Origin of the sequence: Albidovulum sediminicola, from assembly GCF_025751575.1 — a bacterium.
Lineage (GTDB): Bacteria > Pseudomonadota > Alphaproteobacteria > Rhodobacterales > Rhodobacteraceae > Albidovulum > Albidovulum sediminicola.
The window spans coordinates 80,470-102,485 of sequence record NZ_JAOWLA010000004.1 but is presented as its reverse complement, the minus strand read 5'-3'; the positions used below and the strand labels follow the sequence as shown (position 1 = coordinate 102,485).

At 65.9% G+C, this 22,016-nt stretch carries 20 protein-coding genes; 11 read left to right on the top strand and 9 right to left on the bottom strand.

Annotation, left to right across the window (positions count from 1 at the left end; translation table 11 throughout):
* Positions 1-21: 21 nt before the first annotated feature.
* Entirely contained in the window at positions 22-378 is a 357-nt protein-coding gene (locus OE647_RS05775; protein WP_263720739.1) for a hypothetical protein, read from the bottom strand.
* A 210-nt stretch (positions 379-588) separates the two neighbouring features.
* Here OE647_RS05775 and OE647_RS05770 point away from each other — a divergent pair, with 210 nt between their 5' ends.
* The 6 genes from OE647_RS05770 to OE647_RS05745 all read left to right on the top strand — a co-directional run bounded on the left by OE647_RS05770 (position 589) and on the right by OE647_RS05745 (position 5,017).
* The gene (locus OE647_RS05770) at positions 589-1,734 is read left to right on the top strand and encodes an acyl-CoA dehydrogenase family protein (RefSeq protein WP_263720738.1); all 1,146 of its coding nucleotides are present in this window, start codon (positions 589-591) and stop codon (positions 1,732-1,734) included.
* The gene (locus OE647_RS05765; RefSeq protein WP_263720737.1) at positions 1,734-2,774 is read left to right on the top strand and encodes an enoyl-CoA hydratase/isomerase family protein; all 1,041 of its coding nucleotides are present in this window, start codon (positions 1,734-1,736) and stop codon (positions 2,772-2,774) included. The genes OE647_RS05770 and OE647_RS05765 overlap by 1 nt, the downstream gene beginning before the upstream one ends.
* Positions 2,775-2,777: 3 nt before the next feature.
* Entirely contained in the window at positions 2,778-3,650 is an 873-nt protein-coding gene (gene mmsB, locus OE647_RS05760) for a 3-hydroxyisobutyrate dehydrogenase (RefSeq protein WP_263720736.1), read from the top strand.
* Between the two features lie 77 nt (positions 3,651-3,727).
* Complete coding sequence (locus OE647_RS05755; RefSeq protein ID WP_263720734.1) at positions 3,728-4,051, top strand: RcnB family protein; 324 nt, start codon at positions 3,728-3,730, stop codon at positions 4,049-4,051.
* A 6-nt stretch (positions 4,052-4,057) separates the two neighbouring features.
* The gene (locus OE647_RS05750) at positions 4,058-4,711 is read left to right on the top strand and encodes a Crp/Fnr family transcriptional regulator (protein WP_263720733.1); all 654 of its coding nucleotides are present in this window, start codon (positions 4,058-4,060) and stop codon (positions 4,709-4,711) included.
* 99 nt (positions 4,712-4,810) lie between these two features.
* Positions 4,811-5,017 carry a YgaP family membrane protein gene (locus OE647_RS05745; protein ID WP_263720732.1) on the top strand — a complete coding sequence of 69 codons (207 nt, stop codon included), beginning with the start codon at positions 4,811-4,813 and terminating at the stop codon, positions 5,015-5,017.
* Between the two features lie 52 nt (positions 5,018-5,069).
* Here OE647_RS05745 and uvrA read toward each other — a convergent pair whose 3' ends face one another.
* Positions 5,070-7,931, bottom strand: a complete 2,862-nt coding sequence (gene uvrA / locus OE647_RS05740; protein WP_263720731.1) for an excinuclease ABC subunit UvrA — start codon at positions 7,929-7,931, stop codon at positions 5,070-5,072.
* A gap of 195 nt (positions 7,932-8,126) precedes the next feature.
* On the opposite strand from uvrA, the gene OE647_RS05735 reads away from it, so the two are divergent.
* Positions 8,127-8,489, top strand: a complete 363-nt coding sequence (locus OE647_RS05735; RefSeq protein WP_263720730.1) for a rhodanese-like domain-containing protein — start codon at positions 8,127-8,129, stop codon at positions 8,487-8,489.
* 251 nt (positions 8,490-8,740) lie between these two features.
* Here the strand turns inward: OE647_RS05735 and lpdA are convergent, their stop codons facing one another.
* The 5 genes from lpdA to OE647_RS05710 all read right to left on the bottom strand — a co-directional run bounded on the left by lpdA (position 8,741) and on the right by OE647_RS05710 (position 16,541).
* Positions 8,741-10,117: a dihydrolipoyl dehydrogenase gene (gene lpdA, locus OE647_RS05730; RefSeq protein ID WP_263720900.1), complete on the bottom strand. Its 1,377-nt coding sequence runs from the start codon at positions 10,115-10,117 to the stop codon at positions 8,741-8,743.
* A 116-nt stretch (positions 10,118-10,233) separates the two neighbouring features.
* On the bottom strand, positions 10,234-10,806 hold the full coding sequence (locus OE647_RS05725; protein ID WP_263720729.1) for a DUF924 family protein: 573 nt from the start codon (positions 10,804-10,806) through the stop codon (positions 10,234-10,236).
* 57 nt (positions 10,807-10,863) lie between these two features.
* Complete coding sequence (locus tag OE647_RS05720) at positions 10,864-12,129, bottom strand: MFS transporter (protein WP_263720728.1); 1,266 nt, start codon at positions 12,127-12,129, stop codon at positions 10,864-10,866.
* 84 nt (positions 12,130-12,213) lie between these two features.
* Positions 12,214-13,272, bottom strand: coding sequence for a tRNA preQ1(34) S-adenosylmethionine ribosyltransferase-isomerase QueA (queA, locus tag OE647_RS05715; RefSeq protein WP_263720727.1), 1,059 nt, complete (start codon positions 13,270-13,272; stop codon positions 12,214-12,216).
* Positions 13,269-16,541 carry a YhdP family protein gene (locus tag OE647_RS05710; protein ID WP_263720726.1) on the bottom strand — a complete coding sequence of 1,091 codons (3,273 nt, stop codon included), beginning with the start codon at positions 16,539-16,541 and terminating at the stop codon, positions 13,269-13,271. The genes queA and OE647_RS05710 overlap by 4 nt, the downstream gene beginning before the upstream one ends.
* 93 nt (positions 16,542-16,634) lie before the next feature.
* On the opposite strand from OE647_RS05710, the gene OE647_RS05705 reads away from it, so the two are divergent.
* The 4 genes from OE647_RS05705 to OE647_RS05690 all read left to right on the top strand — a co-directional run bounded on the left by OE647_RS05705 (position 16,635) and on the right by OE647_RS05690 (position 19,958).
* Positions 16,635-17,096: a peroxiredoxin gene (locus OE647_RS05705; protein ID WP_263720725.1), complete on the top strand. Its 462-nt coding sequence runs from the start codon at positions 16,635-16,637 to the stop codon at positions 17,094-17,096.
* 70 nt (positions 17,097-17,166) lie between these two features.
* On the top strand, positions 17,167-18,006 hold the full coding sequence (locus OE647_RS05700; RefSeq protein WP_263720724.1) for a ferritin-like domain-containing protein: 840 nt from the start codon (positions 17,167-17,169) through the stop codon (positions 18,004-18,006).
* A 142-nt stretch (positions 18,007-18,148) separates the two neighbouring features.
* Positions 18,149-19,474 (top strand): M23 family metallopeptidase, encoded by a 1,326-nt coding sequence (locus OE647_RS05695; RefSeq protein WP_263720723.1) that lies wholly within the window; start codon positions 18,149-18,151, stop codon positions 19,472-19,474.
* The gene (locus tag OE647_RS05690; RefSeq protein ID WP_263720722.1) at positions 19,464-19,958 is read left to right on the top strand and encodes a bactofilin family protein; all 495 of its coding nucleotides are present in this window, start codon (positions 19,464-19,466) and stop codon (positions 19,956-19,958) included. Before OE647_RS05695 ends, OE647_RS05690 begins: the two co-directional genes overlap by 11 nt.
* Before the next feature lie 59 nt (positions 19,959-20,017).
* Here the strand turns inward: OE647_RS05690 and OE647_RS05685 are convergent, their stop codons facing one another.
* Positions 20,018-20,797: a DUF2189 domain-containing protein gene (locus OE647_RS05685; RefSeq protein WP_263720899.1), complete on the bottom strand. Its 780-nt coding sequence runs from the start codon at positions 20,795-20,797 to the stop codon at positions 20,018-20,020.
* A gap of 75 nt (positions 20,798-20,872) precedes the next feature.
* Positions 20,873-22,000 (bottom strand): peptide chain release factor 2, encoded by a 1,128-nt coding sequence (prfB, locus tag OE647_RS05680; RefSeq protein ID WP_263720721.1) that lies wholly within the window; start codon positions 21,998-22,000, stop codon positions 20,873-20,875.
* Positions 22,001-22,016: the final 16 nt, after the last annotated feature.

The following is a 22,016-nucleotide window of genomic DNA, read 5'->3' as shown; positions in this document are numbered from 1 at the left end:
CCGCGCCCCTTTTTCATGCCCTCAGGCGGCCCGTTTCTGAAGACCCTGCAAGAGCTCGCCAATGTCAGACAGCGCGCCGGTCGCGGGGGGCGTCGTGGTCATCGAGAAGTCGAAGGCCATGTTGTTGAACTCCGGCGAGCCAAAGCCCGATCCCGCCTTGCCCCGGTATTCGCCCGTCCAGATCGTGTCGAACCCGAAGCTTCCGCCCGGCAGTTCGATCGTGAAAAGTCCGTTGGATTCCGCCCATTGCCCGGTCAGGCTACCGAAGGTGACGGAGCCGCCGTCATTGTTCTGCGGCCCGAAGACCACCTTGATGATGAACGGCTTGGCGCCCCCTTCGTTCACGTCGAGGTACCAGGTCGAATTCGCCAGTGTCATACAGTTTCCCCTGCTTGGCTGTTTCGGTGCCCTCGTAGTAGCGCCGCGATTCTTAACGGCCACCGAAGACGCACGTTTCACATTCATCGGATTTGCGGCAAACTTTAGCGGCGCCCGGCCCACCAAAACGGCCCGCGCATCGGCCCTTGCAAAATTCCTGTAACAGTTGGAATTTAACGTCCGTTCAATTCAGCGTCGCGGGAGGCTTTGATGGATTTTGCCCTGACCGAGGAACAGCAGGCGATCTTCGACATGGCTCATGCCTTCGGGCAGGAGCATATCGCCCCCAACGCCCGAAAGTGGGAAGCGGAGGGCACGATCCCGAAGACGCTCTGGCCCGAACTCGGTGCGCTGGGGCTCGGCGGCATCTATGTGAGCGAGGAATACGGCGGCTCGGGCTTGACCCGGCTTGATGGCACGCTGGTCTTCGAGGCGCTGGCCATGGCCTGCCCAGCGGTGGGCGCATTCCTGTCGATCCACAACATGTGCGCGGGCATGATCGACAAGTTCGGCAGCCCCGAGGACAAGGCGCGCTGGCTGCCCGCGATGTGCACGCTGGAAACCGTGTTCTCCTACTGCCTGACGGAACCGGGGTCGGGCTCGGACGCGGCGGCGCTGCGCACGCGGGCCGAACGGACGAACGAAGGCTGGCGGCTGAACGGCACCAAGGCCTTCATCTCGGGCGGCGGCTATTCGGACGCCTATCTGACGATGGTGCGCACCGGCGCAGAGGGGCCGAAGGGCATCTCTGCCGTGGTCATCGAGGCGGGGACGCCGGGGCTTTCCTTCGGCGCCTTCGAGGACAAGATGGGCTGGCGTGCCCAGCCCACCGCGCAGGTGCAGTTCGACGACTGCACGATTCCGGCTGAAAACCTGCTGGGCGAAGAAGGCCGCGGGTTCACCTACGCAATGGCAGGGCTGGACGGCGGGCGGCTGAACATCTCGGCCTCGGCGCTTGGCGCAGCGCAGGCGGCGCTGGACGCGACGCTTGTCTACATGGGCGAACGCAAGGCCTTCGGCCGATCCATCGACCAGTTCCAGGCGCTGCAGTTTCGCCTGGCGGAGATGGAGGTCAAGCTGCAATCGGCCCGGACCTTCCTGCGCCAGGCGGCCTGGAAGCTCGACCGCAAGGCGCCCGATGCGACCAAGTTCTGCGCCATGGCGAAGCTTCTGGTGACCGACAACGCCTTTGATGTCGCCAACCAGTGCCTGCAACTGCATGGCGGATACGGCTACCTGGCCGATTACGGGGTCGAAAAGACCGTGCGCGACCTGCGCGTCCATCAGATCCTTGAGGGCACGAATGAGATCATGCGCCTCATCACCGCCCGCGCGCTGCTGGCCGAGAGGGGATGATGCCCGATATCCTGATCCGCAAGGAAGGCCGCGCGGGGCGCATCACGCTGAACCGTCCCAAGGCGCTGAACGCCCTGACCTACGCCATGTGCCTGGAAATCGACGCGGCGCTGATCGCCTGGGCTAAGGACCCGGAGCTCGCGCTGATCCTGATCGACGCGGAGGGCGATCGCGCCTTCAGCGCGGGCGGCGACATCGCCGAGATGTATGCGACCGGCAAGGCGGGAGACTACACCTACGGCCGCAAGTTCTGGGCCGACGAATACCGCATGAACGCCCGGATCGCGGAATATCCCAAGCCGGTCGTGAGCTTCCTGCAAGGGTTCACCATGGGCGGCGGCGTGGGCGTGGGCTGCCACGGAAGCCACCGGATCGTGGGCGAAAGTGCGCAGGTGGCGATGCCCGAGTGTGGCATCGGCCTGGTGCCGGATGTCGGCGGCAGCTTCATCCTCGCGACAGCACCGGGGCGCCTTGGCGAATACATCGGCACCACGGGCGTGCGGCTCGGACCAGCCGACGCGATCCTGGCCGGATTCGCCGACCAGTTCGTCCCGGAGGCCGCATGGGAAGCGCTGAAGACCCGCCTGATCGACACCGGTGACGCGGGCCTCATCGCCGCGGCTGCCAAGGAGGCACCCGAGGGTCGCCTAGCCGCCCTCAGCCCCGCGATCGACCGGCTCTTCGCGCCCTCGACGCTTGCCGATATCGCCGCCGCGCTGACCGCTGAGTCCAGCGACTTCGCCGCCGAGACCGCCCGCGCCCTGGCCCGTGCGGCCCCGCTGTCCGCCGCCTGCACCATCGAGATGATCCGCCGCCTGCGCGGAACCCCCACGATGCGCGAGGCGCTGGCGCTGGAATACCGATTTACCTACCGTGCGATGGAGCATGCGGATTTCATCGAGGGCATCCGCGCCGCGATCATCGACAAGGATCGCAACCCGCGTTGGCGTCACGCCGGCCCCGAGGCGGTCACGGCAGACGATATCGAGAGACTGCTGATGCCGCTCGGGGCCGAGGCCCTGACCTTCGAAAAGGAGTAAGACATGAAGATCGGATTCATCGGTCTGGGCAACATGGGCGCGCCGATGGCGGCGAACCTCGTGAAGGCCGGGCATCAGGTAGCAGGGTTCGACACCGCGGCGCCGATGCCGGAAGGCGTCGTGAAGGCCGACAGCGCCGCCGCTGCCGCGGCCGGGGCCGAGGTCGTGATCACCATGCTGCCCAATGGCGCGATCCTGCGCGCGGTCGCCGCCGAGGTGATCCCTGCGATGGCTGCGGGCGCGGTCCTGTGCGACTGCTCGACCGTCGATGTCGAAAGCGCCCGGGCCGTCGCGGCGGACGCCCGCACGGCGGGGCTTGGCGCGCTCGATGCGCCGGTCTCGGGCGGCGTCGGCGGGGCAGCCGCCGGCACGCTCACCTTCATGGTGGGGGGCGATGCGGCATCCTTTGACAAGGTGAAGCCTTTGTTCGACATCATGGGCCAGAAGGCGGTCCATTGCGGCGACGCGGGCGCAGGTCAGGCCGCCAAGATCTGCAACAACATGATCCTCGGCGTGACCATGATCGCCACCTGCGAGGCTTTCGCCCTGGCCGATAAGCTGGGCCTTGACCGGCAGAAGATGTTCGACGTGGTCTCCACCTCCTCGGGCTATTCCTGGACGATGAACGCCTATTGCCCGGCCCCGGGCGTTGGGCCCAAATCGCCCGCCGACAACGATTACAAGCCGGGCTTCGCGGCGGAACTGATGCTGAAAGACCTGCGCCTGTCGCAGCAGGCCGCCAGCAGCGCCGATGCCGACACGCCGATGGGCGAGCTGGCGACCCGCCTTTATGAAACCTTCGTGGAGGCCGAGGACGGTCGCGGCATGGACTTTTCCGCCATGCTCCCACGCTTTGAAAAACGGCACAGAGGCTGAATTCCGCCGCCCACGGCGCTTTGCCCCTGCCTTCTGGCTGCGAACGGCGTTATGTTCGCGGCCAGAAGGAGACCCTCATGAAGCCGCTCGCGATCCTTGCCGTCCTGCTGACCGCCCTTGCCGCCGTTCCGGCGGCAGCCGGGCCGAAGAACTGCCCGCCCGGGCTGGCAAAGAAGAACCCGGCCTGCGTGCCGCCGGGACTCGCCAAGAAATCCTGGCACCGGGGGGACTATGTCGGCGACTATGATTACCACCGCATCCGCTACCCGGATCGCTACGGCCTGCCGCCGCTTGGCCCGGGCCAGCGCTACCTGATCGTTGACGGCAACATACTTGTCGTGAACGAGGATACCTACACGATTGTCACGGTGCTGCGCGCGGTCAGCGCGATCCTGGACTGAGCGGCCTTGAGCTGGCTTGACGGCGCCGCTGGCCTGGCGTGGCTGGATGCGGCGGCGCGGGCGCGTTTGGGCCAGTTGGTTCCGACCGATGTTGCAGGTGGCACCATCCTCTTTCGTCCCGGTGACAGCGCACGCGGCTTCGTCATCGTGCTTGACGGGCGTATCGATGTATACCTGACCGGCACCACTGGGCGTGAGATCCTGCTTTACACGGTGGAGCCGGGCGGGTCCTGCGTGCAGACCACCCTAGGCCTGCTCGGTGGCGAGGATTATTCGGCAGAGGCGATCACCGCGACCGACACGCGGGTCGTTCTTGTGCCCCGCGACGCCTTCCTTGGGCTGATGGACCAATCGGCTGCCTTCCGCACCCATGTCTTCGCCGCCTTCGCAGCGCGGATGCAGGGCATGATGCACGTGCTGGAGCGCGTGGCCTTCATCCGGGTCGAGGCGCGCCTGGCTGAGGCGCTGCTGACGCTGGCCGAGGATGGATGGGTCCGCGCCACCCACCAGGAACTTGCCGCCCGCATCGGCACCGCGCGCGAGGTCGTGTCGCGCAGGCTTGAGGCCTTCGCCCGCGACGGCTGGGTGGAAACTGAGCGGGGCGCGGTCATCCTGCGCGATGCCCCCGCGCTTGGTCGGCTTGCGGCCACGGCGCGCTAAGGTGACAAGATCACAGACAAACCGTGACTACCCCTCCATAGTCCCCCTGCACCCCGACGCACAAAGGGGGGCGAAATCGGGCAGTCACGGAGGGTTCTGATGCTCAAGAACAACGTAGGCGGGATCGACCGCATCCTGCGGGTCATCCTCGGGGTCGCGCTGATCGCGGGATTCTTCATGAATGCCGACGCGTCAATGCGCTGGCTTTACCTGCTGGGGATCATCCCGCTGGCGACAGGGCTTCTGGGCACCTGCCCGCTTTACACGATCCTCGGGCTCAACACCTGCCCGATGAAAAGATCCTGATCCGCTAGGCACCGGGGCGTGGCCAAGGGGCAGGAGCCCGCGCGGCCACGCCTTATTCCGCCGCGACCCGGCCGCGCGCCTTGAGCATTGTTCCCAGGTAACGGCCGGTATGGCTGCGGGGCTCCTTGGCGATCGCCTCGGGGGTTCCCTCAGCCACGATCTCACCGCCGCCGTCGCCGCCTTCGGGGCCGATGTCGATGATCCAGTCGGCGGTCTTGATCACGTCGAGGTTATGTTCGATCACGACCACGGTGTTACCCTGCTCGACCAGTTCGTGAAGCACTTCCAGTAGCTTACGCACATCCTCGAAATGCAGGCCGGTCGTTGGTTCATCGAGGATGTAAAGCGTGCGCCCCGTGGCCCGGCGGCTGAGTTCCTTCGAGAGCTTCACCCGCTGGGCCTCGCCGCCCGAAAGCGTCGTCGCCTGCTGGCCGACCTTGATGTAGCCAAGGCCAACCTGGCAAAGCGCCTCCATCTTTTCCCGAATGGCGGGGATCGCCTGGAAGAACTCGCGCGCATCCTCGCAGGTCATCTCAAGCACGTCGGCGATGGACTTGCCCTTGAACTTGATCTCCAGCGTCTCGCGGTTGTAGCGGTGGCCCTTGCAGGTTTCGCAGGTCACATAGACGTCGGGCAGGAAGTGCATCTCGATCTTGATGACGCCGTCGCCCTGGCAGGCCTCGCAGCGCCCACCCTTGACGTTGAAGCTGAAGCGGCCCGGCTGGTAGCCGCGCGCCTTGGCCTCCGGCAGGCCCGCGAACCAGTCGCGGATGGGGGTGAAGGCGCCAGTGTATGTCGCGGGGTTCGACCGCGGCGTACGGCCGATGGGGCGCTGGTCGATGTCGATGACCTTGTCGAGATGCTCGAACCCCTTGATCGTTTCGCAGGGCGCCGGTGTCTCGCGCGCGCCGTTCAGTCGCAGCGCGGCGTTCCTGTAAAGCGTCTCGACCGTCAGCGTCGACTTGCCGCCGCCCGACACGCCGGTCACGCAGACGAATTTGCCCAGCGGGAACTCCGCCGTCACGTCCTTGAGGTTGTTGCCCGAGGCACCTATCACGCTCAGCTTCTTTCCGCTGCCCTTGCGCCGGACCTTCGGCACAGCGATTTCCCGCTTGCCCGCCAGGTACTGCCCGGTCAGCGATGCGGGGTCGGCGGTGATTTCCGCCGGGGTGCCGCGTGACACTACCTGCCCGCCGTGGACGCCCGCACCGGGGCCGATGTCCAGCACATAGTCTGCCTCGCGGATCGCCTCTTCGTCATGCTCGACAACAAGCACCGTGTTGCCCTGATCACGCAGGTTCTTCAGCGTCCCCAACAGCCGGTCGTTGTCGCGCTGGTGCAGGCCGATCGAGGGCTCGTCGAGCACGTAAAGCACCCCCGTCAGCCCTGAGCCGATCTGGCTGGCCAACCGGATGCGCTGGCTTTCCCCACCCGAGAGGGTTCCTGCGTTGCGCGATAGCGTCAGGTATTCGAGACCCACGTTATTTAGGAACCCGAGCCGTTCGCGGATTTCCTTCAGGATCGCGCGGGCAATCTCGTTCCGCTGCGCGGTAAGCGCCGCGGGAACCGTGTCGATCCAGTCATAGGCCTCACGGATCGACATCTGCACGACCTGGCCGACATGAATCCCCGCGATCTTGACGGCCAGCGCCTCAGGCCGCAGGCGGTACCCGCCGCAGGCCCCGCAGGGGCGGTTGTTCTGATAGCGCTCGAACTCCTCGCGCACCCAGGCGCTGTCGGTTTCGCGGTAGCGCCGTTCCATGTTCGGGATCACGCCCTCAAAAGTACGCGTGACCTCGTAAACGCGGCCGCCCTCGTCGAAGCGGAAGGGGATCTCCTCCTCGCCCGAGCCATAGAGGAACAGTTGATGGACGGGCTCCGGCAAGTCCTTCCAGGGCTTTTTGGCATCGAACCCGTAGTGACGGGCCAGCGCGTCGATGGTCTGGGTGAAATAGGGCGACTTGCCCTTGTTCCAGGGGGCGAGCGCGCCGTCCTTCAGCTTCAACATCACGTCCGGGACGACCAGCCGTTCGTCGAAGAAAAGCTCCACCCCCAGCCCGTCACAGGTCGGGCAGGCGCCGAAGGGCGCGTTGAAGGAAAAAAGTCGCGGCTCGATCTCGGGGATCGTGAAGCCGGAGACCGGGCAGGCAAACTTCTCCGAAAAGACGATGCGCTCGCCCTCCCCCTCTGTCGGCGCGGTTTCCAGGATCGCGATCCCGTCGGCCAGGTTCAGCGCGGTGCGGAAACTGTCGGCGAGGCGCGTCTCCAGCCCCTCGCGCACGACGATGCGGTCCACCACCACATCAATGTCATGCCGGAACTTCTTGTCGAGCGTCGGCGGTTCCTCAAGGTCATGGAACTGCCCGTCCACCTTGACCCGCTGGAACCCCTGCTTGCGCCAGTCGAGGAACTCCTTGCGGTATTCGCCCTTTCGGTCGCGCACCACCGGCGCCATCAGGTAGCCGCGCGTACCCTCGGGCATGGCCATGACCGCATCAACCATGTCCTGCACCTGCTGCGCCGCAATGGGCTTGCCGGTGGCGGGACTGTAGGGCGTCCCCACCCGCGCGAACAAAAGCCGCAGGTAATCGTAGATCTCGGTCACCGTGCCCACGGTCGAACGGGGGTTCTTCGAGGTTGTCTTCTGCTCGATCGAGATCGCAGGGCTCAGGCCCGAGATATGGTCAACGTCCGGCTTGCCCATCATGTCAAGAAACTGACGGGCATAGGCGCTGAGGCTTTCGACATAGCGCCGCTGACCCTCGGCATAGATCGTGTCGAAAGCGAGCGAGGACTTGCCCGACCCAGACAGCCCGGTGATCACGGTCAGACGGTCGCGCGGGATATCCACGTCGATGGACTTGAGGTTGTGCTCCCGCGCGCCCCGCACTTCGATGAATTTCTGTTCCGCCATATCCGCCCCCGCAGTTCGCGGTCCAGACATAGTCCACGGCGGGCGAGTCTCCAACTACTAATAGTGAACATACGATGAACATCGCATGCGGGAGATTTTTTGTAGGCACGACACCGCCGGTCTTTAATATTCCCTTATTCGAATGTATCTTTGCGGAAAGAGCGCGCCCAAACCGCGAAACAGGAGATGACCAGAATGCTTTCATTCCGCAAACCCGATCGCGGTTCGGGCCGCATCAGCCCGCAGGAGGCCGTCGCCCGCGCAGCCGACGGGTCGCTCGTCGTGATCGACGTTCGCGAACCGGCGGAGGTCGCGGCCTCGGGCAAGGCCGTGGGCGCGCTGCATATCCCGCTTGCCTTCGTCAAGATGCGCTGCGACCCGAAGGCGCCGGACTGCCCTGAGTGCCTGACCCGGGACGGCCCGGTCGCACTATACTGTGCGGCGGGCGGACGCAGCCAGATGGCGGTGCAGATGCTGCGCGACCTTGGCTATGACGAGGTCTACAACATCGGCGGCTTAGGCGACTGGATCGCCGCCGGCGGCCAGGTGGAAAGGTAGGAACGGGGGGCCGTCTGCCCCCCGCGCCCCCCGAGAGTATTTTAACCAGAATGAAAGGAATTTCCGTTCTTCTGGTTCCGCGGTACAGGCGGGAGCGCCGATGACCGCCCAGAGTGAAAGCGCCCCGCTTCCCCGGCATCCGCCGCCCGAGGCGGGGTGCCGCCTTATTGAATGTCGCGGCCCTTCATTCTGGCCGAAATACTCCGGGGGGGTCCGCGCGTGGCGGGGACGGGGGCAGAGCCCCCATCCGGTCAGATGTGAAGCGCGCGTCCGTAGGCATCCAGAACGGCCTCGTGCATCATCTCGCTGAGCGTCGGGTGCGGGAAGACGGTTTCCATCAACTCGCCCTCGGTCGTCTCCAGGCTGCGGCCCACGACGTAGCCCTGAATCAGCTCGGTCACTTCGGCGCCGACCATGTGGGCGCCCAGAAGCTCGCCGGTCTTGGCGTCGAACACCGTCTTGATCAGCCCCTCCGGTTCGCCGAGCGCAATCGCCTTCCCGTTGCCGATAAAGGGGAAGCGGCCGACCTTGACCTGATAGCCTGCCTCTTTCGCCTTCGCCTCGGTCAGGCCGACGCTGGCCACTTGCGGGTGGCAATAGGTGCAGCCTGCGATCGAGTTCGGCTTGATCGGGTGCGGGTGCTGCCCCGCGATCAGCTCGGCAACCATCACGCCTTCGTGGCTGGCCTTGTGGGCCAACCAAGGGGCGCCGGCGATGTCGCCGATGGCGTAAAGCCCCTCGACCCCGGTGCGACAGTATGCGTCCGTGACCACATGCGTCCGGTCGATCTTCACGCCAAGCGCCTCAAGCCCGAGGTTCTCGACATTGCCAACGATGCCAACGGCGGAGATGACCGTGTCGAACTCCTGCGTCTCGGTCTTGCCGTCCTTTTCGATATGCGCGGTGACGCCAACGCCGGGCTTGCGGTCCAGCTTCTTGACCGCGGCCTTCTCGACAATCTTAATACCCTGCTTCACGAATTGCTTCTTCGCGAAGGCCGAGATCTCCGCGTCTTCGACGGGCAGGACACGGTCCATGACCTCGACCACGGTCGTGTCGGCGCCCAGCGTGTTGAAGAAGCTCGCGAACTCGATCCCGATGGCGCCAGAGCCGATCACCAGCAGCTTCTCAGGCATCCGCTTGGGCGCCAGCGCGTGCTTGTAGGTCCAGACGAGGTCGCCATCAGCCTCCAGCCCCGGAAGCTCGCGCGCCCGCGCGCCGGTCGCCAGAACGATGGCTTTCGCCGTGAGTTCCTCGGTCCCCTTCTCGGTCTTCACGCTGACCGTGCCCTTCTTTGGCAGCGTGGCCGCCCCCATGAAGACGGTGACCTTGTTCTTCTTCATCAGGTGGCCGATGCCGCCCGAAAGCTGCTTGGCCACCCCGCGCGAGCGGGCCACAACCGCGTCGAGGTCATAGCCGATGCCATCGGCCTTGAGCCCGAACTCCTTGGCGCGGTGCATCAGGTGGAAGACCTCGGCCGAGCGCAGAAGCGCCTTGGTCGGGATGCAGCCCCAGTTCAGGCAGATGCCCCCCAGGTGTTCGCGTTCCACGATCGCGACCTTGAGCCCAAGCTGGGCGCCACGGATGGCGGCCACATAGCCGCCTGGACCGGCCCCGATCACGATCATGTCGAACGTTTGCGCCACGGTATCTCCTCCCTCTGAAAAAAGTAGTTTGCCATTAAACTATTTCCTCGGCGCCCGCAACTTCGCGAGAAGATAGTTGCCTTGCGTCTTGCGCATGGCTAGCCACCCAGTTCCCGGACGATCGCGCCATAGCCGCCCCCATCAAGGAAGGCGCGCTCCTCCTTTGTCGTTTGCCGGCCCAAGGCGGCATTGCGGAAGGGGAAGCGGCCGTAGCGGCGGATGATTTCCCGGTGCGCCCGGGAATGCACGGCAAACTCGGCACCGGTTTCGGGCAGGTTGCGGTCCATCAGGTCCACGGCGAAGTCCTGGTCCTCAAGATCCTCGGAATGTTCGAAGGGCATGTAGAAGAAGACCCGCGCGGGTTCGGCGATGGCGAGGTCCAGCCCCTGCCCCACCGCCACCCGCGCCGCCGCGCGCGCCGCCGCGTCGGTCGCGAAGGACCGCGGATCGCCCCGGAACATGTTGCGCGGGAACTGGTCGGTCAGGATCAGATAGGCCAGCGCGCCTTCGGCGGTTTCGCACCACTGGGTGAGCGCGCCGGCATGCGCCTTCTCCCAGAGGTCGAGGAACCGCTTGCGGATCTCGGCGTCCACCGCATCGACCGCCGCGTACCAGCCATCCGGGCCCACATCTTCAAGCCAGTAGTGGACGATCTCCTTCGCCTCGTTCATCGCCGGCCTCCCTTCGTTTTGCCCAAGGTTGGCAGGGGATGCGGCGCTTGACCAGCGTTATTCGGCGTCCTCTTCGCGCGGCGGCTCCGCGCGCGCCTCGATCGCCGCCTCGATCGCCACCTCGACGGCGACGGCAGAGGCGGTCGGCGACAGCGGCGTGAAGGCCCCGGTCTGCTCGGTCGTGGGAGACGGGCGGCGCGTCATCCGCCAGGCCGCGTAGGATGCCATGGCGCCAAAAAGGACCGCGATGAACAGGAAAAAGCCGTCGGGTCCGAGATGCGCCATGATCCAGCCGGTCAGGAGCGGGCCGCCGATCGCGCCCACACCGTTGATGAAGATCAGCCCGGCCGAGGCGGCCGCCATGTCATGCGGGTCAAGGAAGTCATTGGTATAGGCCACAAGCAGCGAATAAAGCGGGTTGGAGACACCGCCCATGACCGCCCCGACCAGCACCAACGCCGCAAAGTTGGCGTTGACCAGGAAGGGGATCACCGTTGCGACCGCGCCCAGAACCGACAGCGCGAAGACCAGCTTTCTGCGGTCCATCCGGTCGGACAGCCAGCCGATGGGATATTGCGACACCAGCCCGCCGATATAGATGCTCGCGACGAAGATCGACAGGTCGCGCACGCTGAGCCCGACCGCGGAACCCCAGACCGAGGCCATGCCGAACTGCGCCGAAAAGATGCCCCCCAGGATGAAGATGCCGACGCAGCCCAGCGGCGAGGTGCGGTAGAGGCTGACGAAGTTCAGGGGCTTCGTCAGCTCGAACGCCGGGGCCTTGCTGGCCGACAGAAGGATCGGCGTGAAGGCGACAGAGACGAGGATCGAGGGGATGACGAACAGGAAATAACCCGAGGGGTCCCCAAGGTTCAGCAGCGCCTGGGAAGAGATGATGCCCAGCATCTGCATGATCATGTAAAGCGACAGCGCCTGGCCGCGCGTCTCGTTGGTCGAGGCGTTGTTCAGCCAGCTTTCGGCGGTGATGTAGACCCCCGAAAAGGAAAAGCCGATCAGCACCCGCATCACCACCCAGACGATCCAGTCCGGCGCGGCCGCATAGGCGACCAACACCGCCGAGATCATCGAGCCGAGCGCCGCGAAGACCCGCACATGGCCGACCCGGCGGATCATGTCCGGCGTCATGCGTGAGCCGAAGAGAAAGCCCAGGAAATAGGCCGACATCACGAAGGACATCTGGGTGGTACTGAATCCCTCGATCGAACCGCGGATGCCCAGCAGGGTGCCCTGCACGCCGTTGCCGATCATCAGAAGCATCATGCCCAGCAACAGGGCCCAGGAATTACGAAGAACGGTCAGCATGAGGTCTCCGGCGTCTTTTCTACTTGCTAGCTCTGTCGTCCCGCCGCGCCAAGGGCGGCTGCGACACCCTGGCCCCCGGATGCGTCACTCACCCCAGTCCGGGATCAGAAGCGAGGCATCCCCGTACGAGAAGAAACGATATCCCGAGGTGACGGCATGCGCATAGACCTTTCGCATCCTCTCCGTCCCCATCAGCGCCGAGACAAGCATCAGCAGCGTGGACTTGGGCAGGTGGAAGTTGGTCATCAGCGCGTCGGTCGCGTGAAAGACGAAGCCCGGGTAGATGAAGATATCCGTGGGGCCACGCCAGGGTTCCACCCGCCCCGACCGCGCCGCCGTCTCGATTAGCCTCAGGGCCGTTGTGCCGACCGGGATCACCCGGCCGCCCGCCGCCTTGGTTGCGTTGATCTCTGCCGCGGCCCGTTCCGTGACCTCGCCCCATTCGGCGTGCATCCTGTGGGTCGTCACGTCCTCTACCTTCACCGGCAGGAAGGTGCCCGCGCCCACATGCAGCGTGACATGGGTGAAATCGACGCCCCGGGCCTTCAGCGCGGCGAGCAGCGCCTCGTCGAAGTGAAGTGAGGCCGTGGGCGCCGCGACCGCGCCGGAATGGCGCGCCCAGACGGTCTGGTAGTCGGTCTTGTCCCGGGCGTCTGGTGCCCGCAGCGCAGCGATATAGGGCGGCAAGGGCATGTCGCCCGCCTCGGCCAGCGCGGCGTCGAAATCCTCGCCCTCAAGGTTGAAGGCCAGGTCCGCCTGCCCCTCGGCAATGGACGCGACCCGCGCGGTGAGGCGGTCGGAAAAGCGGATCTCCTCGCCCTCCTTCACCTTGCGCAGGGGTTTCAGCAACGCGGCCCAGGCACCCCCGGGGCGCGGCTCCAGCAGCGTCGCCTCGATCCGCGCGCTGACCGGTCCCTGCCCCGTCTCGCGCGTACGGGTGCCGCTCAGCCGGGCGGGGATCACGCGGGTGTCATTCAAGACCAGCCGGTCGCCCGGGCGCAGCAGATCGACAAGCTCACGCACATGCCGGTCCACAATCCGGTCGCCCTCCACGACCAGAAGCCGGGCCGCGCTTCGCGGGTTTGCGGGACGGGTCGCGATCAGCGCCTCGGGCAGGTCGAAATCGAAGTCGGAAAGTTTCATTCGTCTATCGTCGGGGGCGCGGAGCGGAAGATTTCCCGGAACATCCCGGGCGTCAGGAGCGAGAGCGGGTTGACGCGGATGCGCGGGGCCGAGGTCGGGCCCTTCATCGTGTAATTGAAGCCAAAAAGCCCCTCCCCCTTTTTCGAGACGATCCGCCCGATTCCGTTGAGCAGGTAGATCGGAGAGATGGTGCCTTGCAAGTCCATCTCCTTGCGGTCGGCGTGGTAGAGGCCCGCGACCGATATCCCCATGGAAGCGCCAGTCGCCGCGCCCTCGCTGATTTCCACGGCCTCCGGCGTCATGCGGAACGCCCCGGAGGCCTTGTTGAACAGGATCCCCGGCCCCCTCAACTGGTCGATCAGGCCGACGACCGACACTGCGTCGAGCAGCCCCGCCAGCACCGGCGCATCGACCACACGGATCGACGACATCTCGACCGTTCCAGCGTAGCGCCCCTTCTCGCCCTCGGGCCGAAGCGCCAGGTCTAGCGTTCCGCCACGAGCCTTTCCGAACACGCCCGCCGCGCTCAGGACGGCGCCAGCGTCATCGGACTGCACCCGGTACGCCGTCCGCCCGCCTGCTGGCACGACGGCACCGTTGACCGGCGCCGCGCCGTTCACGAGGCCGGTGAAACGCCCCTGGAGCCCCTCGTTGACGGTAAAATCGCCCCGGAACCGGGTCAGGCCAATCCCCTCGGTCACCTGCAACCGGTCTAGCGCCACCGAGATCGGCCCCGAATTGCCCCCGCCGCCCGCGCCGCCAAGTTGGCCACGGGTCAGATCGGCCGTGCCCCCGGTGATCACGATCGCCGCGGGCAGGCCCTTGCCGCGCCCCAGAAGCTCGACCGCCCCCTCGAACCAGCCCCCGAGCGTGACTTGCGGGAAGCGCGCGGCCTCAAGCCCACCGTCCGCGGCCATGGTCACGTCGCCCAAGACCGATAGCCCGCCGACCTCCAATTCAAGCGACTCGACCGTTGTGGGGTGCCCAAGAACACCTGCGACATCCAGCCGACCCTGCGTGCCCGGGGCCTTCGACCAGCCAAGGGCCGGGATTGCCATCGTGATCCCGCCAAGGCCCGACGTCAGGTGGTAGCGCGTGGGTTCCCCCTTGGTGAGGTCCAGCGCGATTTCGCCGCTTCCGCGCCCGGTAAACACCTCCTCCGGCAGGCTGAGGCCGAACGCGGTCAGGAACCCGGGCGAAAGCTCCACCGTTCCCGCGACCGTGCTGTGGCCCTTTTCCTCTGGCGCGGCACTTTGGCGCCAGGTCGCGTCGAACCGCGCGCCCGAAAGCGTGCCCGCGCCAGAGACGCTGACCCCGTCCTTGTCCGCAATCACGCTTAGCCGGGGCGCAAGCAACTGCTTGCCTTCCACGATCGTGTCGGAGCGGACATTCGCGAGTTGCGCGCGCGCCTCATAATCGACATCCGCGATCTTCAGGCCCTTGCGTAGCGGCAGCACCATGTGCACCTCGACCTCGGCATCCCCCTCGGCCAGGTCAATGCCGCGCTCAGCCTTGCGCATGACCTCCAGCGGCTTCTGATCCAGAAGCGACAGGGCCGCCGTCAGGCTGCCTTGGGTCTTCAGGTCAAAGATGCCGGTGGCGGGTTTCAGGCGAGTGTCATCGACCCGCATGGAAGACCCGGCGATGGAGATCTCCCCGCCCTCAGGCGGCTGAACCGTCCCCTGCTCCAGCGTCAGCGAAAAGCGCGTGGTGTCGAGCGTCCCGAACCCCGCCGCCGCCGTGATCGGCGGCATCGTCTTCACGAACCGCGCGGCGGCGTCGCGGAACTCGAACCCCAGATTGAAGACCGGCGCCTGCCCCGCCTGAAAGCGCAGCGCGCCATGAGCGTTGAAGGCCTCGCCCGACAGCAGGTTCTCGGAAAGCCAGGACCGGGTCTTGTCGGCCACCGTCACCGGCCAAAGCTCGACCAGCCGCCGGGCGTCGAGGCTGGCCATCTCGGCGTCCAGCGACAGGTTCCAGCCATCCTCGCCCGCCGCGGCGGTGCCCTGCGCGGTGATGCGCTTGCCCTGATCGAACAGCGTCATCTGCCCCAGTGTCACGCGGAAGGGGTCCAGTGCCAGCTTGAAGTCGATCAGGCTGTCTTCGAAAACCAGGGGTGCTGCGAACATGCCGTCCGGGTTTCCCGCGAGTTGCGCCATCCGAAGCTGCACCACCAGCGCCTCGGGAAAGCCGGTCTCCATCCCCTGCAACCAGGCGCGGGCGGTTCCCGTGGCCGACAGCGACGGGCTTTCGATGGCGATGTCGGTAAAATCAAGTCGGTTGCTCGCCGGGCGGTAGGACAGCGCCACGCGGGCCTGATCGAAGGGAAGCGGCGCCACGTCCGGGCGGGGCTTGACGGCCCCTGCGCCGATATCAAGCTCCGCCTGCATGACCTGGACCATGCCGTTGCGGTCAATCCCGGTCCGCAGCGCGCCCGAGATCGGCGCCTCAAGCGCGGCGAGCCAGGACAGTGCGGGCGATTGCGCGGCCAGATCCTGCGCCGAAACGCCAGTGACGCGGGCGATGATCCCGGCTTCGGAGTTCGATTTCTCGGTCGAGAAGGAGACCTCTACCTGCGCCGGTTCCCCAGCCGGTCCGGCGACCGAGAAATTCACGTCATAGGCCAGGCGCGCGGCATATTGCGTCAGCGACATGCGGCCGTCCGCGATGGTCCAGGACTGGCCCGCGCGGTCGTCCTCGAAACGGATCGAGAGGTCCTTGACCTCCACCCGCTCGATCGCGCGCAGGGCGGGCAAACCAAAGGCGCGATCGACCTCGTCAAGGATCTGCGCGGGACTGAGCGCGCCGCCCGCCGCGACCCCTGTGTCCGGAAGCGCGATGTCGAAATCCCCCGCGGCGGTGCGCCTCAGCGCGACCCGCGCGCCGGTCAGACGCAGGTTGCGCGGCTGCACGATCCCGTTCAGAAGCGGGCGCGGCCAAAAGCTTGCCCCCATGCTGTCGAGCGTCGCGAGCCGCCGGCCCCGGGGGGAGAAGAGCTCCACGTCAACGACGCGAAGGCGCGGCACAAAGCCCGCCTGGACTACCGCCTCCACCGCGCCGATCCGGACCGAGGCGCGCCCGGCAAGGCCGGTATTCGCCCGGTCCTCGATGGCGGAAACCACCCAGCGCGGCGCCGACACCGCCTGGCCGGACAGGCCAAGCGCAAGCACCGTCCCGCCAAAGACCAGCGCCGCAACCAGAAGAAAGACCACGAGCCGCGCAGGCCAGCGCAGGTGGCGTCTGACAGGTCTGGTCGTGGTTTCGCTCATCTCTGCTCGGTGGCCCCTTTTTCCGCCCCCCTTTAAACTCGCCGGGTAGCGATTAAAACATATAGTGGCTTCTACCGGCAAAGGATTGCGGAAATGCTCGAAACCGGCGACCTCGCCCCTGATTTCACTCTGCCGCGCGACGGCGGCGGCACCGTTTCGCTGGCCGATCACGCGGGCAAGCCCGTCGTGCTCTATTTCTATCCGAAGGACGACACCCCCGGCTGCACGACAGAGGCGCTGGACTTCACCCGTCTGGCGCCAGACTTCGCAGCGGCGGGCGCCACGGTGATCGGCCTGTCAAAGGACACGGTCGCGGCCCATGACAAGTTCTGCCGCAAGCATGGGCTGGGCATCGTGCTCGCCTCCGACGCCGAGGGTGACACCTGCGAACGCTACGGCGTCTGGGTCGAGAAGAACATGTACGGTCGCACCTACATGGGCATCGAACGCTCGACCCTCCTGATCGGCCCGGATGGGCGCATCGCGCGGATCTGGCCCAAGGTGAAGGTCAAGGGTCACGCGGAGCAGGTGCTTGCTGCCCTGCAGGCGCTATGACGCGCGGCCTTGCGACGGCGGGCCGGATCGGGCATCTCGGCACCAGTTAATCCCCGGGGGGAGACCCGCGATGACAAAATGCCTGGCAGAGCGCGCCGAGGAGGTGCTGCGCACCGCGGACGGGCGCGCCAAGACCGCGCTGTCGCACGCGCATGCGGCGGAATGGTTCGCCGCGCGCAAGGCTGGTGAAGCCCTGCCCATCGGGCAGGCAACGCCGCCCGATCGGCCCGCACGACCAGACCAGCCCGCGCTTCTTCCCCCGCGCGAGGTGCCACGCCGCCGCCCCGGCACGCCGCAGGGCCGCATCGCGCTTCTGCATGCGCTGGCTCATATCGAGTTGAACGCCGTGGACCTGCACTGGGACATCGTGGCGCGTTTCGCCCATGTGCCCATGCCGCAGGGATTCTACGACGACTGGGTGAAGGCGGCAGACGAAGAATCCAAACATTTCAACCTTCTCTGCGACTGTCTTGAAGGGATGGGCAGCCACTACGGCGCCCTTCCCGCCCACGCCGGCATGTGGCGCGCGGCCGAGGACACGGCCAAGGACCTGATGGGCCGGCTCGCCGTCGTGCCCATGGTGCTAGAGGCACGCGGGCTCGACGTCACGCCCGGCATGATCGAGATCTTCCGAAAGGCCCAGGACGGCGCGGCAACCGCCGCGCTGGAAGCCATCTACGCGGAAGAGGTCGGCCACGTCGCCTATGGCGCCAAATGGTTCAACTTCCTTTGCGGGCGGGAAAACCTTGACCCCAAGGAGAGCTTCCACGCGCTTGTCCGGCGCTACTTTCATGGCGCGCTGAAGCCGCCCTTCAACGAAGAAAAGCGCGCCGAGGCCGGATTGCCGCCGGACTTCTACTGGCCCCTGGCAGAGGAATTTCCCCCCGCCTTCCGGCCCGACGCGGACTGATCCATCGGCGGCTTATCGCCGCACGGGCGCGGTGCCGGACCAAAGATGTTGCGGCGGGGCGGTCACATTGCTAATCCCGCACCTGTTACCGGCCCAGAGAGGACCGGAACGTTGGGGATGCTGCTGATCTGGGGACCACCGCTTGCCGGCAAGACTTGCATACCGCATTCACGCGTTTCTCGAACGTCGCCTGCCTGAGCAGCGGCTGTTCCTGAAGTCCGACACTGAAACCCGCTTCATCAGGCTCAAGCCCGCAACGCAAGCGATCGTTCTTGGCGGAGTGGCGCTGCTTCTGGCCTGGACGGTTGTGTCAACCTCGATCGTGGTGATGGAATCCATCGGCTCGGGCGGCAGCCGCGAACAGGCGCTGCGCGAGCAGGCGACCTATGAGATGCGCCTGGACGAGATGTCGCGCGAACGCGACCTGCGCGCCGCCGAGGCCGCTGCCGCGCAGGAGCGCTTCGCCATCGCGCTGGCCCAGGTGTCGCAGATGCAGGCGTCGCTTCTGACCTCTGAAGAGCGGCGCAACGAGCTTGAGACCGGCATCGGCGTGATCCAGTCGACGCTGAAGGCGGCGATGAAGGAACGTGACGCGGCACGCGGGCAACTCGCGCAACTGTCTGGTACCGGCACAGCCAAGACCGCCAACGCCGAGCCCGACATGGCCGATGTCACCGGGACGCTGGAATTCCTGACGGCCGCCCTTGACCGCACCGCGCAGGAGCGTGACAGCATGGCCGCCGCCGCGCTTGGCGCCGAAAAGCAAACCGAGGAGGTTGCCTACGAGATGCGCCTTCTGGAGGAGCGGCACGACGAGATCTTCGCGCGGCTTGAAGATGCGGTCACGGTCTCGATGGAACCGCTCGACAAGATGTTTTCCGCGGCGGGCATGGATCCCGACGACCTGATCGGCCAGATCCGCCAGGGTTATTCCGGCCAGGGCGGCCCCCTCGGCCCGATGCTTCCGCCACTGCCGGAGGATGAAAGCGACGCCCGCGCGCTGGCGGACCACGCCCGCGCGGGGACGATCCTTGACGGCCTTGACCGGATGAACATGTACCGCATCGCCGCCGAAAAGCTTCCCTTCGCCATGCCGGTCAACACGTCGTTCCGCTTCACCTCCCCCTTCGGGCGCAGGTGGGGCCGTATGCATGAGGGTGCCGATCTGGCGGGCGCCCACGGCAGCCCGATCCATGTCACCGCCGACGGCGTCGTGACCCACGCCGGCCCCGAAAGCGGCTATGGCAACCTGGTGACCGTCCGTCACGCCTTCGGTCTGGAAACGCGCTATGGGCACCTGTCCGCGATCAACGTGAAGGTCGGCCAAAAAGTCTCGCGCGGGGACACGATCGGTGCTATGGGAAATACTGGTCGCTCGACCGGGACGCATCTGCACTATGAAGTGCGCGTGAACGGGAAGGCGGTAAATCCGATGACATACATCAAGGCAGGAAAGAATGTTTTCTAAAAGCAGGATCAACGAGCCTGGCCCCAAGACGAGCCCGGAAAGCGACGCCAACCGGCCGAGCGAACCCGTCGCTGCTGCGAAACCGGCCTATGAGTTCACCACCAGCGCCCCCAAGGCCAAGCCGCCCGCAAGCATCCTTTCGGCGGACCTGACGGTGGTCGGCAACCTCAAGACCACCGGCGACATCCAGGTCGAGGGTACGGTCGAGGGCGACATCCGCGCCCACCTTCTGACCGTCGGCGAAAGCGCCACGATCAAGGGCGAGATCGTGGCCGATGACATCGTCGTCAATGGCCGCGTCGTGGGCCGTGTGCGCGGGCTGAAAGTCCGCCTGACCGCCACCGCGCGGGTCGAGGGCGACATCATCCACAAGACCATCGCCATCGAAAGCGGCGCGCATTTCGAAGGTTCGGTCCAGCGTCAGGACGACCCCATCTCTGGCGGAAGCGGTGCGGGCAAAGCGGCCCCGGTCGCCGCGAAATAATCCACGGGCCCGTCTGGCCGTCATCGGGGCGCCTTCGGGCGCCCTTTGCTTTTGTTGTGCTACCCGGTCGCGACCAATCGGCGATACATGTGCCAGCTCGCGTGTCCCAGCACCGGCAGCACCACGAACATGCCCAGGAACATCGGCAGCATCCCCAGGAAGAGCGTGACCACGATCACCGCGCCCCAGACCATCATCACCGGCAGGTTCGCTAGCGTCGCCTGGACCGAATGGATCATCGCGGTGACGAAATCGACCTCCCGCTCAAGCAAGAGCGGCAGGCCGACGACGGAGATGGAGAACAGGACCGCCGAAAACGCCGCCCCGACCGACGTGCCGATGAGCAGCATGATCGGTCCGTTGCCTTCCAGGAAGATCTCGAAAAGGCTCATCGAGCCGCTGAAGGCCCGTAGACCCACGAAAAGCGCGAAAAGCGCATGGGCCACGAAAACCCAGAACAGGAAGAAGACGATGATGACCGCCGCGATCGCGGGGATCTGGCGATCCTTCTGGGCGAAAACGACGCCCAGAACCTCTGCCCAGACGGGCTTTTGCCCCGCCTCAAGGCGTCGGCTGACCTCGTAAAGTCCGACAGCGGCGAAGGGGCCGATCAGCGGGAAACCCACTGAAAGCGGTGCGATCCACCATTCCTGCCCCGCTGCGGAATAGACGCGCCACAAGATCATGCCGCCCGCGACATAGACGGCGCTGAAGAAAAGCCCGAAGAGCGGCGCGCGCAGGAAATCCCTCACCCCCGCCCCGAGCACCTGGGCGATATCCGCCATCGAGGCCGTGCGGATCTCGGGTAACGGGTCGGGACCCGTCGTCGCGTCGGTCATATGCACTCCTCCCTCCTGAGTGAGGGGAAGGCTAAGACAGACCCGGCCTGCCTGACAAGCACGGGTTTCGGGGGATCAATCCTCGGACTGCGCCTCGGCCCGGCTCTTGCCGGCGACGTCCATGGCCAAGGTCGCCGCCATGAAGGCATCGAGGTCGCCGTCCAGCACCCCTTGCGTGTCCGAAGTCTCGTAGCCCGTGCGCAGATCCTTCACCATCTGGTAGGGCTGCAGCACATAGCTGCGGATCTGGTTGCCCCATCCGGCCTCGCCCTTGGCGGCGTGCTGGGCGTTGATCTCGGCGTTGCGCTTGTCGAGTTCCAGTTGGTAAAGCCGCGCCTTCAGCGCCGCCATGGCGTTGGCGCGGTTCTGGTGCTGCGACTTTTCCGAAGAGGTCACGACGATCCCGGTCGGCAGGTGCGTGATCCGAACGGCCGAGTCTGTGGTGTTGACGTGCTGCCCGCCCGCGCCCGAGGAGCGATAGGTGTCGATGCGGATCTCGTTGTCGGGCACCGTGATCTCGATGTTGTCATCGACCACCGGATAGACCCAGACCGAGCAGAAGGACGTGTGGCGCCGCGCCGCGCTGTCGTAGGGCGAGATGCGGACCAGACGGTGCACGCCCGATTCCGACTTCAGCCAGCCATAGGCGTTGGGCCCGGAGATCTTGTAGGCGGCCGAGCGGATGCCAGCTTCATCGCCCGCGGTTTCGGCCTGCAATTCGACCTTGTAGCCCTTCTTCTCGGCCCAGCGGACATACATCCGCGCCAGCATCGAGGCCCAGTCGCAGCTTTCCGTACCGCCCGCGCCCGCGTTGATTTCGAGGAAGGTGTCGTTGCCGTCCGCCTCGCCGTCCAGAAGCGCCTCAAGCTCTTTGGCGGCGGCGAACTCGCGCAGCGCCTTCAGGCTGGACTCGGCCTCCGTCACGATCTCTGCGTCGTCCTCCATCTCGCCCAGTTCGATCAGTTCGACATTGTCGGTCAGGTCGCGATCGATCTTGCGATAGGTCTCGACCGCGTCCATCAACATCTGCCGCTCGCGCATCAGCTTCTGCGCACGCGCGGGGTCCGACCAGAGGTCGCCGTCCTCGATCATGGCGTTGAATTCTTCCAGCCGGTGCGGCGCGGTTTCCCAATCCATCCGCTGGCCCAGAAGCTTCAGCGACTTCTTGATCGCATCGACACTGTTCTGCGTTTCGGCGCGCATGGCCGTTCCTTCCTTC

Coding starts and splice junctions, on each gene's coding strand:
- prfB (WP_263720721.1), bottom strand. CDS start 22,000: ATGCGCGCCGAAACGCAGAACAGTGTCGATGCGATCAAGAAGTCGCTG.
- OE647_RS05685 (WP_263720899.1), bottom strand. CDS start 20,797: ATGACCGACGCGACGACGGGTCCCGACCCGTTACCCGAGATCCGCACG.
- mmsB (WP_263720736.1), top strand. CDS start 2,778: ATGAAGATCGGATTCATCGGTCTGGGCAACATGGGCGCGCCGATGGCG.
- OE647_RS05710 (WP_263720726.1), bottom strand. CDS start 16,541: ATGAGCGAAACCACGACCAGACCTGTCAGACGCCACCTGCGCTGGCCT.
- OE647_RS05700 (WP_263720724.1), top strand. CDS start 17,167: ATGACAAAATGCCTGGCAGAGCGCGCCGAGGAGGTGCTGCGCACCGCG.
- OE647_RS05755 (WP_263720734.1), top strand. CDS start 3,728: ATGAAGCCGCTCGCGATCCTTGCCGTCCTGCTGACCGCCCTTGCCGCC.
- OE647_RS05705 (WP_263720725.1), top strand. CDS start 16,635: ATGCTCGAAACCGGCGACCTCGCCCCTGATTTCACTCTGCCGCGCGAC.
- OE647_RS05745 (WP_263720732.1), top strand. CDS start 4,811: ATGCTCAAGAACAACGTAGGCGGGATCGACCGCATCCTGCGGGTCATC.
- OE647_RS05690 (WP_263720722.1), top strand. CDS start 19,464: ATGTTTTCTAAAAGCAGGATCAACGAGCCTGGCCCCAAGACGAGCCCG.
- lpdA (WP_263720900.1), bottom strand. CDS start 10,117: ATGATCGTGATCGGGGCCGGTCCAGGCGGCTATGTGGCCGCCATCCGT.
- OE647_RS05770 (WP_263720738.1), top strand. CDS start 589: ATGGATTTTGCCCTGACCGAGGAACAGCAGGCGATCTTCGACATGGCT.
- OE647_RS05765 (WP_263720737.1), top strand. CDS start 1,734: ATGCCCGATATCCTGATCCGCAAGGAAGGCCGCGCGGGGCGCATCACG.
- OE647_RS05735 (WP_263720730.1), top strand. CDS start 8,127: ATGCTTTCATTCCGCAAACCCGATCGCGGTTCGGGCCGCATCAGCCCG.
- queA (WP_263720727.1), bottom strand. CDS start 13,272: ATGAAACTTTCCGACTTCGATTTCGACCTGCCCGAGGCGCTGATCGCG.
- OE647_RS05775 (WP_263720739.1), bottom strand. CDS start 378: ATGACACTGGCGAATTCGACCTGGTACCTCGACGTGAACGAAGGGGGC.
- OE647_RS05720 (WP_263720728.1), bottom strand. CDS start 12,129: ATGCTGACCGTTCTTCGTAATTCCTGGGCCCTGTTGCTGGGCATGATG.
- uvrA (WP_263720731.1), bottom strand. CDS start 7,931: ATGGCGGAACAGAAATTCATCGAAGTGCGGGGCGCGCGGGAGCACAAC.
- OE647_RS05725 (WP_263720729.1), bottom strand. CDS start 10,806: ATGAACGAGGCGAAGGAGATCGTCCACTACTGGCTTGAAGATGTGGGC.